The sequence below is a fragment of the Streptococcus sp. SO4 genome, from assembly GCF_030440055.1.
GTDB classification, from domain to species: domain Bacteria; phylum Bacillota; class Bacilli; order Lactobacillales; family Streptococcaceae; genus Streptococcus; species Streptococcus nidrosiense.
In genome coordinates this window covers 1-13421 of the sequence record NZ_JAQFJI010000020.1, presented here as the reverse complement: position 1 = coordinate 13421, position 13421 = coordinate 1, and the positions used below count along the sequence as shown (strand labels likewise).

The following is a 13421-nucleotide window of genomic DNA, read 5'->3' as shown; positions in this document are numbered from 1 at the left end:
TTGGCTTGAACACCTTTATTGTATCGCGCTTGGAGTTTTTTTGGTATAACCTTCGACGCGCACCCGCATAGCGGGTGGTTTATTTGTCTCGCACCTCACGGAGCGAGACGGACTAATAGTCACATAAAAACGGGAGAACTGATGCATCAGTCCTCCCAGACATAAACAAGTATGCCACATTCCAATATACCTATGTTACTACAATTATTTTAACTATCTAAAAAATCTTTCAAAATTTCAAAAACTTCATTCCGATTCAACAAAATATCATCATTTTGAGGAATAGTTGATATCACAGACTCAAGTTCTATCACAAAACGGTGCATATCTGCTTTCACCGTGTCACTAGAGGTTATATTTGACAGTTTTTCACTTCCTACTAATAAAGCTGTTAATCGAGTAATATCGTTCAAATGTTTTTTTATGGCTTTACTTAAACCTTGAATACCTATGGCAGAGCGTTCTCTCATATCCAACCAAGCTTTAGCCTTGAAAATAATTAAACCACGATTACTCAACACCGAGTATCCCTGAATAGATTCTTTTTCATGCACCAATATATTATAATAATCCTTATCCAATAATAAGGCCGACAAACTAGCATCTTCATCAAAATGTAAGGGTATTTCTCTCCCCTCCTTCTTTAATAGGTATTCTGGTAAAATGCTAAATAGTTCAATCATAGAAGGAAACTCAGGCTTATTGGTTGTAAATCGAAATAGCTGTGCTTTTTCATCCTTCTGACTTCCTTGATATTCTCCCAATTCTAAAAAGTGATTCAAGGTATCATAAAATTCCTTATTTTTTAATTCATCAATGATTACCATATCATAATCTTTTGTTGTCCAACTTTTAAATCCTTGCGAGTCCAATACAATAGAGGTTGCAGTCCCTCCAATCAAAACATAATAGTCTTGAAAATTCGCAAACATTTCTTGAAAAATAGCTTTCGTATTAGCTGGCATCATCTTCTCCTAGATAATGTAATATATTACTTTTTAGTACTTCAATCTCTTCCTCCACACGTGGATCATCATCATCTTTTAAGGTCAAATAAAGAGAAATAGGATCTACAAACTGTCTATCTTGATTTTCTTTAAAATCGTTCCAAAATTCAGATACAAAAGGGCGATATCGCCATATTTCTAATACCTTGCCTTCTAAAACATGCTGAGATAATGGCAAGGATAATTTATTGAATTGTCTCTGTGATATGACATAGCTACTATTTTCATACGATTCAGCTAAAAAAGTCAAATAAGATAAAGCATACGTACCACCATATAGAAGACTAGAAGCAGATTTTATATTCTTCAGATCTACATCTGGCAATAAGAGCCGTTTTTTGATTGGATTAAATAAATAGGATTCTGATTTTAAGAATAATTCTTTTTTTGATGCTGTATAGGTGTAAAGTTTATTTGGCTTATTTAACCAATCTAAAGTTTTAAAAGTCCTCAAGCACCTATAAATCGTTGAGTTTGGAAGTCCAGTTACCTGTGAAAGCATATCAACATCTACTACTTTTTGACCTTTTGTCAATAAAAAGGCAATCCAAGTCAATTGTTCGCTAGGTGTTAATTCTTTAGATGTTGCAACATCATCATTAGCATTCAATACTAATCCCAATGGAGGAAAAAAGAGATTTCCCTTGAAATCTACAAAAGGAACTCTAGCTTGAAGGAGTTGTTTTTTTTCATTGTCAGATAGCTTTGAAAATACCAAAATAACGTCCATACTAGCTTTTTCACCCATAATACGAGCTTGAGTAACAAATGAGTTTAAACTTCCTCTTCTCTTTTCTTTAATCAATAAAAATGACTCCTTATGAAATTTCATTTGGACATATTGAAATCTTTTTTCAAAACTAATTGGTAAAGTTAAAGCTATTTTTTCAACACTTACATTAATATAAAACGATTGAAAAATAGAAATTATCTTTTGAACATTCATTGTTTTTCCTTTTTATCATTTTGTACGTATTTTATCATTTTAAATGATAAAATGCAAGTTTTTTGATAATAAAAAGCGACTTACAAAAACTATAAGTCACCAAAATATTAGAAAATTTCAAGTAAAGATTCTTAATTTCGTCGCATAAGCAAAATTCATGGCACTAAATCGTCTTCCATCGACATTGGTTTCCGATACCAGAAATGAATCATCTGGATAGACCTCCTTGACAAAAGACACATGACCATAAGGAACAAAGGTCCCATGACTGTCATCGACAAATGAGATAATAACTTCAGCTCTTGGAATAGAGCCTGTTTCACCACCCAGAATTGCAGCGGTTGCCACCTAGTCTCGAGCATTTCCCATGATGTTGATAATGGGAATCTTTTCCCCATTTCTGTCCTTGAGTTTTAATCCTAACTGCTTGATGCGAGCTGCTACTCCCCAGGTACACTAGCCATAGCATAACAATACCATCGCTACCTCCTGGAATCGAGTTACCATCCCTTCGCAAACTTTCCAAAGCCTTAGAATCACTTTGGGCTGTGACTCCATTTGGTTGACAAAAAACCTTTTCAATCTGGTAATACTACTCTGTCTCTCTGGTCTTGCATTTTAGTAACTTGTTTCTTGAATTACCCTCCCAGTAGGTTAGAAAGCGAGACTAGCTGGACTTACCCGTATTTCCAAAGAAATCATTAAGCCAATTGGTATAATAGGGATTGTCCTCCCAACTAAGACTAAGAGACAGCTCTTGGCGGTCTTTAAGAACCGCATAAACCATCTTGACTTTCAGTTTCATGTCCCTCGTTCATCCTCAAAGAGAATCTTTGGGATCTTGTAATAGCGCCAGACGTTTGATATTGATTTGCTGTAATCTTTTTCATGAGATACCTCCCCACTCTTTTATCTCCAGTTCATCACCTGGTTGGATTTGAACCAAACCACTCTTTTCCAAATCAGCCATCACAGCTGTTACTTCAACAATATCCAGGCCAGTTTGTCGGACTAGATAAGAAATCACGATATGATGTGATGACTGCATTTCTTTCTACAAAATTTCTCCTTAAACGCAAAAAAATCGAGAACCATATAGAATAGTTCTCGCTTGAGATATAAATATTTATTGTTGTATTCATTTTTCCGATATGTGGGCGATATCCGTAAATACATTTACTTCCATGTACCTTTTTAGGACTTTTTTGATGTCAAAATTGCCTTTATCTACAAAGACAAAACGCTTGAAATAAAAGATTTTCATCCTTTTACTCTTCGCAACAACGCTACTGCCTCAGTATGTGCTGAGAGCTTTCTTCTATACTAATAGACGAAAGGGTGTGAAAATGATTTTTAAATGATACTGTGGAACGGAACAGTAGCCCTAGTATTGACTACTGTCGTTTCTATTCATATTGGCTATTCTAGGACTGAGATGAAAAAATCTATAAATGCTCAGAATAAAATTGAACCCGCAAATCTCCCCAAAACAATGGTGAGTCATGTACTTGTATTATTCCGAAAAAATACACCTCTGGTGCAGTGAGACAAATTGGTGTATCTTATAGTGGCTTCGTAGATGAAAGCTATACTCTACTATCACTCTTTGATGATGTAGAACAAATTGAAAAAGATAATAGACTTCAGACAGCTATTGATGTTGTCAGAGAACAGTTTGGTTTTTTAGCCATACAAAAAGGAACCGTCCTAACTGAAGGTTCCAGAAATATTGAACGCAGTAAACTTATCGGTGGTCATTCCGCGGGTGGATTGGAGGGATTAAAATGAAACAAGAAAAAAATACAGTACAATTTTCAGAAATCCGTAGCAAAGGATGTAATGATATTGAAATGCTTGAAAGATTTTTACATGGAATCGTTGAAACAGCAACTTCAAAACTTCGTCAGAGAAAACTCAAAACAACTGAAATATCGATACGACTAGTACATGCTAAATCTGAAAACCGATTACCATTGGAATTTACATTTAGCATTAAGCCAACAAGCTCATCTGTGATAATCTATACTGAGGTAATCAATCGCTTTAAAGAATGTTACACAGGTGGGGGAATTCAAGGTTTTACGATTCAATTTGATAAAAATACCCTTGCCTCTGCATAGAAAGGATTTGATATGATTGACCGTTCATATTTACCATTTCAATCAGCAAGAGAGTACCAGGATACAAAGATGCAAAAATGGATGGGCTTTTTCCTATCTGAACATGCATCAGCACTCTCTGATGATACAAACAAAGTAACGTACATGTCTGACTTATCACTAGAGAAGAAATTATTACTCCTCAGTCAAGTATACGCCGGGCAGCTACGCACACGCATTCAAGTGATTGAAAAAAACAAGCGTGTTTCCTACACTGGAACAATACCAAGTCTGACCAAAGATTTCATTTTGATAAAAACTACAACAGGTCACATCAATTTGAAATTAAAAGACATTATTAGTATTGAACTTGTCGAGGAGGTGCTCTATGAATCAGCTTGAGTTTCAGCGTAATCACCTACAAATGGACTATTATAGCGAGAGCTACCAAGATTTTGAACGTGACTTCTACCGCTACTCTAACATGAATATTCCATTGACCTTCCTAACTGATGATATCCTAAAAACAATGGCGACTTCACGTAAGAATTACTTTGTCCTCAATAAGGAAAAGTCCAGAGATAACCGCGATCACTTCTTCATATTTGAAGTAAGTACCGTAGATGAGAATCCGCTAATCTATCATTATACATATAAGAAAACTACAATATATTTAGCAGAAAAATAGGAGCAGTTCAATTGACTGTTCCTATTTTTAATATTCATAAAATCTAAAGTCTTTATACTCTTTAACAATGGAGTCGCCAACCAGAACAGACTATACTGACCAGCGACTACCTTAAATTTAATGTTTCAGATTTATTTTCTTATCTCTAATTTCATAAACTACATCTGCTACATTTTCGAGTAATCGTTTATCGTGGGTGATAAACACGATAGTTCCGGTGTACTCCTTCATTAGTATTTCCAAAGCCTCTAAACTTGGTATGTCAAGGAAGTTACTGGGTTCATCCATTATTAGGATGTTATATCTACCCATGAGCATTTTAGCAAGCAACAATTTTATAATTTCTCCACCGCTTAAAACAGATAAACTTTTTCCAATATCGTTCTGTTTGAACCCCATAGATGCTAGCACTGAACGAATTTCTGATATATTGTAGTCACAATCCTTCTGCATAAACTCCATAACATTCTGATTACTGTTGTACTTGTAACCATTCTGTGCAAAGTAACCTATTTTTGCCTTAGGCGAAATAGAAATTCCTTCTTCATGGTTTAAGATCATTTGGATTAAAGTTGTTTTTCCGATTCCATTACCACCAGTTAACGCCACTTTTGCTCCTAACGGAATTTGAAAAGATGCATTTTCAAACAGAGCCTTATCCCCAAATACTTTATTAATTTCTGCACCGACTATAGGGTATGGATTATGGAGCTCCAATGCTTTACTTTGCCTGAAACGAATTCTGCGAATGCCTTCCGGAGCTTCTACTTTTCCTAAGGCCGCAATCCTGTGCTCTAGGGTTTTAGCAGCATTATACATCTTTTTTTCCTTACTTCCTATTGATTTTTGATGAGCTAAACGCCCTCCGTCTTCAGTACTTTTTTTCTTTGAAGAACCTTTTGCCTTCTGTTCTATTTTACGAGCCTGTTTTCGCTTTTCCTCCGCAGCCCTTTCCAATCGGGCACGTTCCGCAATAAATTGTTCGTATTCTGCAGCTTGGCTCTTACGTTCTTCCTCTTTCTGACGAAGATAATCAGAATAGTTTCCCCAATACTCAGTGATTTTGCCATCTTTCAGTTCCCATATTTTATCTACTATTTCATCAAGAAAATAGCGGTCATGGCTAATAACTAACAGTGCACCTGTAAAATATTTTAGCTGTCCTATTAGAAAATCAATTCCTTCACGGTCTAAATGGCTCGTAGGTTCATCCGCTAAAATACCATGAACCTGTGCCGATAAGGCCTGTGCTATTTTAAGCCTTGTTTCTTCACCACCGCTCATAGTCTGTATATTTAATTGCTCAACACCTAGCTTGCCTACAAGTGCAAAATCTTTTTCCTCCTGCAGAGTTACTTCGTCCAACTGGGGAATATAGGCAAGTTCACCCAGACGATTCATTTTACATCCTGGGGGAGTTAATTCTCCTAAAAGTACCCTGAGTAAAGTGCTTTTTCCAGCACCATTTGCTCCTACTAAACCAATACGGTCATAATCATATACTTCTAATTCATTTATATCTAAAACATCGCGTCCTTTGAATTCCACACGAATGTCTTTTGCTTTTAATATTAATTCCATAACATTTCCTCCTGTCTATAATCGCATGCTTTCATTTGCTTGTATGCAGGGAAAACCCTGCGATTTTAGCAGGAAGAGTTACATGAAAATAAGATACATAAATATTCCTCCAATATTGTTTATTTTAAATCTAATTTTCTAACCTCAGTTATCATTTGGCAAACTATAGCAATGCCAATAATTAAAATACCTGATAGTAAAAACCAATGATTTACACCGATTTTATCAGCAAAGAATCCAGAAAGAATTAACCCAATTGGCATAGCAAGTGACATGATACTTCCGATCAAAGAAAATACACGTCCTAAATATTCAGGCTTAATTTTCTCCTGAAAAAGAGCTGTTTGCACACCGCTATAAAATGGCACCGAAAGCCCCATTATTGCACAGCAAACTACGAATATTACAAATCCATTTGGAGGAAGTATTCCCGAAACGGCTAAACTGGTCCCCATTATAAAAAATGAACTTGTTATTAGTAATACATGCTTTTCGAAGCCCCCTAATCTTCCTAATAATAAGCCTCCTGCTAGCATCCCAAATGCAAAGGAAATTTCCGTAATAGAAATATGCACAGGCGTTCCATTAAAGTGTTCCATGCTTATTAAAGGAAATAGTGCATTGATTGGCATATAAACAAAAGTATATAGTGTTCCTAAGAGTAATAAGGCAAACAATCTTTTGTTTTGTCTCAGAACCACAACTCCTTCTTTCATCTCCCTTATGAAATTTGGTTCTAAACTTTGCACTTGATTACCCAGCTTAGGTATACGTACAATTGCTACCGTAATAGATGCAATCACAGCACCCAATACGTCGATGGCAATAATAGCATTTAAATCCCAAACGGAGTATAAGAGTGCTGCAACTGCCGGACTAACAATATAGCTTATAGACTGCAAAGACTGACTATAGCCTGCGCATTTCGTTAGCTGTTCTTCTGGTACTAAAAGTGGTGTAACCGCATTGAGTGCTGGGGTATGAAAAGCTGTTCCAATGCTACGGATAAACAATACTATCATAATCATCCAGACAGGTAGCTCCATACAGAATGCAACAATAGCAAGCACTGCACCAGCTGCTGCGATAATTAAATCGGCACCAATCATTATCTTCTTCCTATCATGACGATCCACTAGCACACCAATGGCAGGTCCCAAAATCGCATAGGGTAAAAAACCTACTAATGAAGCCATAGACAAGACCATCGCAGATCCTGTTTTTTCTGTAAGGTAAAAAATAATCGCCATTTGCAGGATGGCACTAGTGATTAATGATACTGCTTGCCCTGCCCATATTGCATAAAATTTTCGTTTCCAATTGTTGTATTTTTCCATTTATATTATCTCCTGCATATTATTTTGCTTGAATTTCTATTTTGAATAGCATTCTAGGCAATAAAAAATGCAGGCCAAACCCCACAATGTGGCTTTTGGTCTGCATACATACAATTTGGAAACATTCATATTAAAGACATAGTTAAATAAAGGTATAGTTAAATAACCAATATCCTCACCGTAACTAATGAATGCTCAATATCGTATAAATAAGCACAACAAAAAAGCCTATCATCGGGTATAGATTCTGCTTTTTTTATTGCCAGCTTATCTTAAACGCATTGAGGCTGTCATAGTTTCGGTTCCTCCTACATCTTTGTTTATATCAATTTATAGTATAACACAACAAGATGATATGTTCAATATAAAAGTTATGGAATGAGACTCATACTTCCAATTCGATGCCAGATTTAAAGGATATGACGAAGTTTTCTTCATAGACTGTAACGCTCTGGATTATCTTCCTTAGTAGCAAGCGATTAGCTTTCACAAAATCTTCTGTTTGTAGTTTTAAAAATTCATCAGGATTTTCTAACTCAACCTCAAAATATTTCATTTTACATTCCCTCATTTCATTTATTGATAAATTGAGTTTGCAAAAAAGAGTGGACAATTTTTGTCTACTCTTAACCTTTAAAATAGTTTTTTTTAATCGATTTGAAGTTGCCTAAATTATTACTTATTCGGTAAAATGAAGTATTGCTTTCAACAGATTTCCTTCAACTACACTTCACTTGATTCAAACAAGGTGGGTACATTTCTATTCCCACAAACTCCTTGTCAATGGAAACAAACACGTACCCACAGGGTAAATGGAAATAGAAACTGATAATTTCTAGCTATCACTTCTACTCATTCCAAAAATTTTCTCACTCTGATACTTACCCACCATAAAGCAAAAAGCCTTGCAATCAAGGCTTTCATTATCCCTTTCGTTCAAAGGTTTCTAAGCTTTTACGAGCAGAGCGACACACTCAGCGGTTCGCTATCTCCGTTCTGTCTGCGTGCTAGCACTTGTCAATCACGGACAGCTATCGCATGGGCGGAAGTAAATGCTAATCTTCGTCGTTTTACTCCTTGACTAGCAAACTTACCGCCTCAACATGATGCGTTTGCGGAAATAAATCCACCGGCTGGACTTTCTTCAATTCATAGCCCAACTCTTGGTAGAGTTTGATATCACGCGCCATGGTGGCGACATTACAAGAGATATAAGCGATGCGATCAGCTCCTGTTTGTGCGCTTGCCTTAATAAAGCTATCGGTCAAGCCCTTACGTGGTGGGTCGACTAGGATAGCAGTTGGTTGGATGCCTTCCTTGAGCCAATTCTTCATGGCATTTTCAGCAGTATCACAGACATAGTGGGAATTGGTGATATTGTTTAATAAAGCATTCTTCTGGCTATTTTCTACTGCTTCTGGGATAACCTCTACTCCATAGACTTCCTTGACATGCTTAGCGACAGATAAGCCAATAGTCCCAATTCCTGAGTAGGCATCGATGACGACATCATCTTGTTTTAACTCCGCAAAGTCAATAGCTGTCTGATAGAGTTTCTCTGCCATTTCTGTATTGACCTGGTAAAAAGCTGGTCCAGAGATTTGGAAATCATTACCCAACATCTGATCTGTAATGTAATCTTGACCATAAAGTGTACGCCATTCTTTACCGAAAATCGCATTGGTGTTTTGATCATTGATATTCTGCATGACAGACACAATTTCTGGAAATTGCTTGACGATTTGTTCAATCACCTGTTCAACTCTGAAAACTTTAGGACGAGTTGTCACTAATATAACCATGATTTGTCCCGAATGGTGACCTCGACGAACAACAAGGTTACGAATCAATCCTGACTGTTCCTTCTCATCATAAGGCTTCAAGTCATATCGACGGAGCAAATCACGTAAAGCTACAATAACTTGGTCAATGACTGGATCCTGAATGTAAAAATCCTCCAATGGCATAAGGTCGTGAGAATTCTTACGGAAGAAACCAGTCTCCAGAACACCATTAACGCGACGAACAGGAACCTGAGCCTTGTTACGATACTTGATAGGATTTTCCATACCAAGAGTATCAGCAACCTCTACATCCCTGATTCCAGCAATCTTATAGAGGCTGTCTTTTACTTGCTTGGTTTTAAACTTGAGTTGCTCTGAATAAGCTAGATGTCCCAAGTCAGCAATCCCTGAACGCAGGTAAGCCAAATCTAAGTCTTGATTACGGTGAGGAGATTGTGTAAGGTATTCCTCAACCTTACCAAAGCCAATCTTCTTGTTGACTTTAAGGACACGCATAAGGATCTTCTCAGTCGGTAGAGCATTCTCAACAAAAAAGACCAAGCCATCTACCTTGACAACACCTGCTCCTTCATGTGTCAAATCGACAGTCTCTACTTCTACAATATCATTTTTCTTTAACATATGTTTCACTTTCTATCAGCCGACAAAAAAAGACGGCAACTGTTCTGCTACCATCTATTATACCATGAATTAGCCTAAGCACCAAAACTCTTGAAAAAGTTTACAATTGCTTGCCAAATAGCACTGAGGATATTGCCACCGTCTTGAATAGCTTTATTAGCATCAAAGTTAAGGTCGATATTGCTAAAACTATCTCCTGCTTGCTCAACGATACTTTGTTTCAGATCCTTTAGAGTCTTTGTAAAGTCTTCGTTATTCAAAATATCGCTCTTAGAAAGATTAAAGGCAAAGTTGATGATGACATTGATCTGGTTTCCTGTTATAACCTGATCCAGCTTATAATTTTTCAACGTATCTTCAACAATCTTACGAACATCATCTTCAGTAAGCTCACCTTTGGACTCTTTTGCTTTAGCGATAGCAGATTTGATATCGGCAAGGGCTACATTGAGTTTATTGGCATCATAGCCTGATTTGTCCTTGTTTTCATCGTTGATGTCTGACAAGGCTTTTAGTTCTTCCTGAGCTAGGTCTTTATTTTCTTGAGGAAGTTGAACACCATTAGCTTCTAATGAATAGTAAATACCTGCTAGGGCACTTTCACCTGTTACAGGGATTGGTGCAGCCACGGTTATACGAGCATGTTCAACACCCAAGGTAACGGCCGCATTACGGTACATGTCTTGGGTCACTTTAGTGATATTTTCAGGGGTTTCAATCTTCACTTCAAGTGGAGATTTTTCACCTAATTTTTGAATTTTTGCAGACGAATAGAGCTGGAGACTAGAGTCATTGGCGACGTTCATAATCTTTGAGTAGACATCTGGCGTCATAGTCTTCAGTTCTTTGGTATCTGTAGAGGCGTTATAGCCGAGTTTTTTTAAAGTTTGATTTTTTTGATCTTCAGTGAGTGAAGAACCCAAGACGTACTCAGGTTGAACATAAGTTTCATCAATTACTTTTTGAACATCAGTGGCTGCTTGAGCGCTTTGCAAAGTTACAACTGCTAAAAGAACTGCAGCACTAGTCAGAAAGAATTTCTTTCTCATTGGACGCTCCTCCTTTTCCATTCTAGCATACCTTACAAAACTTAAAAAAGTCTTATACAGTTACTAAATCATATTGAGTAAAATTATCTCACTATTCATAATACAAGAAAAGAGAAGAGCAAGATAGTCTTCTCTAATCTTTTATACAAGTGATTTGCTCATGAAAATTTTTTATTTAACTAGATTTTTAATTTAGTCTTCTTTTTTCTTTTGAGCTAACCCTAATAGTGTTGTCGCTATTCCAATGATTCCAAGTCCAGTCATTACTGAGTTTGAATCCGCACCTGTATTTGGCAATTCGTAAACTACTTTTTCAGGATCTAAAAGTTTTGGTTCCGAAGTAACAGGAATTTGAGGTTTTGGTTCTGGAATTGGAACTGTCGGATTCTCCGGTTTTGGTCCAGGAGTTGGAGCTGTCGGATTCTCCGGTTTTGGTCCAGGAGTTGGAACTGTCGGATTCTCTGGTTTTGGTCCAGGGGTTGGAACTGTCGGATTCTCTGGTTTTGGTCCAGGAGTTGGAACTGTCGGATTCTCTGGTTTTGGTCCAGGAGTTGGAACTGTCGGATTCTCTGGTTTTGGTCCAGGAGTTGGAACTGTCGGATTCTCTGGTTTAATTGGAACGTAGATGATTGGGGTATCTTCACCTGGGTTGGTTGGAAGGTTTGGAAGTTCCTTACCTGGTTCTACTGGTTTATCTGTATCTGGTTTCGTTGGATCGTTTGGATCTGGCAAGTATGGTTTGTAGCCTGGGACATTTGGCACAATTGGCTTACTTGGTTTGGTTGGATCTGTCGGATCATTCGGATACTTCACATTTGGCGTTGATGGGAATTTTGGATCGTCAGATTTTGGCACCAAGCTTCCAAGTGGTTTGTAGATAACATGGTCTGTTACTTCTGGTTGATCTGGAGTTACAACTTTAGATCCAGCTTCTGCCTTATCTGAATAGAATCCTTCTACAACTGGAACAATAACCTTACCGTATGTATGACTTGTTTGATCCCATGTAATTGTACCATCTGCCTGTTTTTGTTTACCAGTGAATGTGAAGTCAGTTTGAACATTAGGAGTTGGAGTATCTACACCTGCACCTTCAAAGGTTACCGTTTGTTTTGTTGGTTGCGTCACATCATTTGTTTTTGGTACATAGATGATTGGCGTATCTTCCCCTGGTTTATCAGGTGTTACAGGTGTTCCTGGTTGGATTGGTTGACCTGGTTTCGTTGGATCGTTTGGATCTGGAAGGTGTGGTTCATAACCTGGTACATCAGGAACGACTGGTTGACCTGGTTTCGTTGGGTCTGTTGGATCGTTCGGATATTTAACACCTGGTGTTGATGGGAAGTTTGGATCATTTGGTGTTTCTGGTTTTGGAACCAAGTTTCCAAGTGGTTTGTAGATAACATGGTCTGTTACTTCTGGTTGATCTGGAGTTACCACTTTAGATCCAGCTTCTGCCTTATCTGAGTAGTATCCATCTACAACTGGGACAGTAACCTTGCCATAGGTGTGACTAGTTTCAGTCCATGTTGTAGTTCCATCAGCTTGTTTTTCTTTACCAGTAAATGTGAAGTCATTTTGGACATCGGCAGCCGGAGTCTTGTCACCTGCTCCTTCAAAGGTTACAGTTTGTTTAGTTGGTTTTGTCACATCATTTACGATTGGAACGTAGATGATTGGAGTATCATCACCTGGGTTTGTTGGAAGGTTTGGTAGCTCCTTACCTGGTTCTACTGGTTTATCTGTATCTGGTTTCGTTGGATCGTTTGGATCTGGCAAGTATGGTTTGTAACCTGGGACATTTGGCACAATTGGTTTACTTGGCTTAGTTGGATCTGTCGGATCATTTGGATACTTCACTTTTGGCGTAGATGGGAATTTTGGATCATCAGATTTTGGAACCAAGCTTCCAAGTGGTTTGTAGATAACATGGTCTGTTACTTCTGGTTGATCTGGAGTTACCACTTTAGATCCAGCTTCTGCCTTATCTGAGTAGTATCCATCTACAACTGGGACAGTAACCTTGCCATAGGTGTGACTAGTTTCAGTCCATGTTGTAGTTCCATCAGCTTGTTTTTCTTTACCAGTAAATGTGAAGTCATTTTGGACATCGGCAGCCGGAGTCTTGTCACCTGCTCCTTCAAAGGTTACAGTTTGTTTAGTTGGTTTTGTCACATCATTTACGATTGGAACGTAGATGATTGGGGTATCATCACCTGGGTTGGTTGGAAGGTTTGGTAGTTCCTTACCTGGTTCTACTGGTTTATCTGTATCTGGTTTCATCGGAT

Annotated in this window: 13 protein-coding genes and 3 pseudogenes; 4 read left to right on the top strand and 12 right to left on the bottom strand. The window is 37.6% G+C overall.

The window, feature by feature from the left end; genetic code table 11:
- Positions 1–209 precede the first annotated feature (209 nt).
- The 6 genes and pseudogenes from PCY08_RS09760 to PCY08_RS09735 all read right to left on the bottom strand — a co-directional run bounded on the left by PCY08_RS09760 (position 210) and on the right by PCY08_RS09735 (position 3001).
- Positions 210–470, bottom strand: a complete 261-nt coding sequence (locus tag PCY08_RS09760) for a hypothetical protein (protein WP_301560212.1) — start codon at positions 468–470, stop codon at positions 210–212.
- Between the two features lie 30 nt (positions 471–500).
- Positions 501–965: pseudogene (locus PCY08_RS09755) on the bottom strand (hypothetical protein); the annotation flags it as partial.
- Entirely contained in the window at positions 955–1953 is a 999-nt protein-coding gene (locus PCY08_RS09750; protein ID WP_301560211.1) for a hypothetical protein, read from the bottom strand. The pseudogene PCY08_RS09755 and the gene PCY08_RS09750, both read right to left, overlap by 11 nt.
- A 174-nt stretch (positions 1954–2127) precedes the next feature.
- A pseudogene (locus PCY08_RS09745) lies at positions 2128–2683 on the bottom strand (CHAP domain-containing protein); the annotation flags it as partial.
- Between the two features lie 12 nt (positions 2684–2695).
- Positions 2696–2843: pseudogene (locus tag PCY08_RS09740) on the bottom strand (replication initiator protein A); the annotation flags it as partial.
- Complete coding sequence (locus PCY08_RS09735; protein ID WP_223141034.1) at positions 2840–3001, bottom strand: hypothetical protein; 162 nt, start codon at positions 2999–3001, stop codon at positions 2840–2842. The gene PCY08_RS09735 and the pseudogene PCY08_RS09740, both read right to left, overlap by 4 nt.
- A gap of 494 nt (positions 3002–3495) precedes the next feature.
- On the opposite strand from PCY08_RS09735, the gene PCY08_RS09730 reads away from it, so the two are divergent.
- The 4 genes from PCY08_RS09730 to PCY08_RS09715 are packed head-to-tail and all read left to right on the top strand — an operon-like array spanning position 3496 to position 4740.
- Complete coding sequence (locus PCY08_RS09730; RefSeq protein ID WP_001813542.1) at positions 3496–3741, top strand: hypothetical protein; 246 nt, start codon at positions 3496–3498, stop codon at positions 3739–3741.
- A complete protein-coding gene (locus PCY08_RS09725) occupies positions 3738–4073 on the top strand; it encodes a hypothetical protein (protein WP_000806926.1) in 336 nt (111 codons plus the stop codon). Before PCY08_RS09730 ends, PCY08_RS09725 begins: the two co-directional genes overlap by 4 nt.
- Before the next feature lie 12 nt (positions 4074–4085).
- Positions 4086–4454 carry a hypothetical protein gene (locus PCY08_RS09720; protein ID WP_000567222.1) on the top strand — a complete coding sequence of 123 codons (369 nt, stop codon included), beginning with the start codon at positions 4086–4088 and terminating at the stop codon, positions 4452–4454.
- A complete protein-coding gene (locus PCY08_RS09715; RefSeq protein ID WP_001072467.1) occupies positions 4441–4740 on the top strand; it encodes a DUF5960 family protein in 300 nt (99 codons plus the stop codon). Before PCY08_RS09720 ends, PCY08_RS09715 begins: the two co-directional genes overlap by 14 nt.
- 117 nt (positions 4741–4857) lie before the next feature.
- Here the strand turns inward: PCY08_RS09715 and msr(D) are convergent, their stop codons facing one another.
- From msr(D) to PCY08_RS09685, 6 genes are all read right to left on the bottom strand, one after another.
- Complete coding sequence (gene msr(D), locus PCY08_RS09710; RefSeq protein ID WP_000420313.1) at positions 4858–6321, bottom strand: ABC-F type ribosomal protection protein Msr(D); 1464 nt, start codon at positions 6319–6321, stop codon at positions 4858–4860.
- A 119-nt stretch (positions 6322–6440) separates the two neighbouring features.
- A complete protein-coding gene (mef(A), locus tag PCY08_RS09705; protein ID WP_301560210.1) occupies positions 6441–7658 on the bottom strand; it encodes a macrolide efflux MFS transporter Mef(A) in 1218 nt (405 codons plus the stop codon).
- Positions 7659–8043: 385 nt separating this feature from the next.
- Positions 8044–8214 (bottom strand): hypothetical protein, encoded by a 171-nt coding sequence (locus PCY08_RS09700; RefSeq protein WP_000873143.1) that lies wholly within the window; start codon positions 8212–8214, stop codon positions 8044–8046.
- Between the two features lie 514 nt (positions 8215–8728).
- Positions 8729–10084, bottom strand: a complete 1356-nt coding sequence (gene rlmD / locus PCY08_RS09695) for a 23S rRNA (uracil(1939)-C(5))-methyltransferase RlmD (RefSeq protein ID WP_301560209.1) — start codon at positions 10082–10084, stop codon at positions 8729–8731.
- A 74-nt stretch (positions 10085–10158) separates the two neighbouring features.
- Complete coding sequence (locus tag PCY08_RS09690) at positions 10159–11133, bottom strand: DUF1002 domain-containing protein (protein WP_223141037.1); 975 nt, start codon at positions 11131–11133, stop codon at positions 10159–10161.
- Positions 11134–11325: 192 nt separating this feature from the next.
- Positions 11326–13421, bottom strand: a 2096-nt coding sequence (locus PCY08_RS09685) for an LPXTG cell wall anchor domain-containing protein (RefSeq protein WP_301560208.1), incomplete at its 5' end; no start/stop codon positions are given.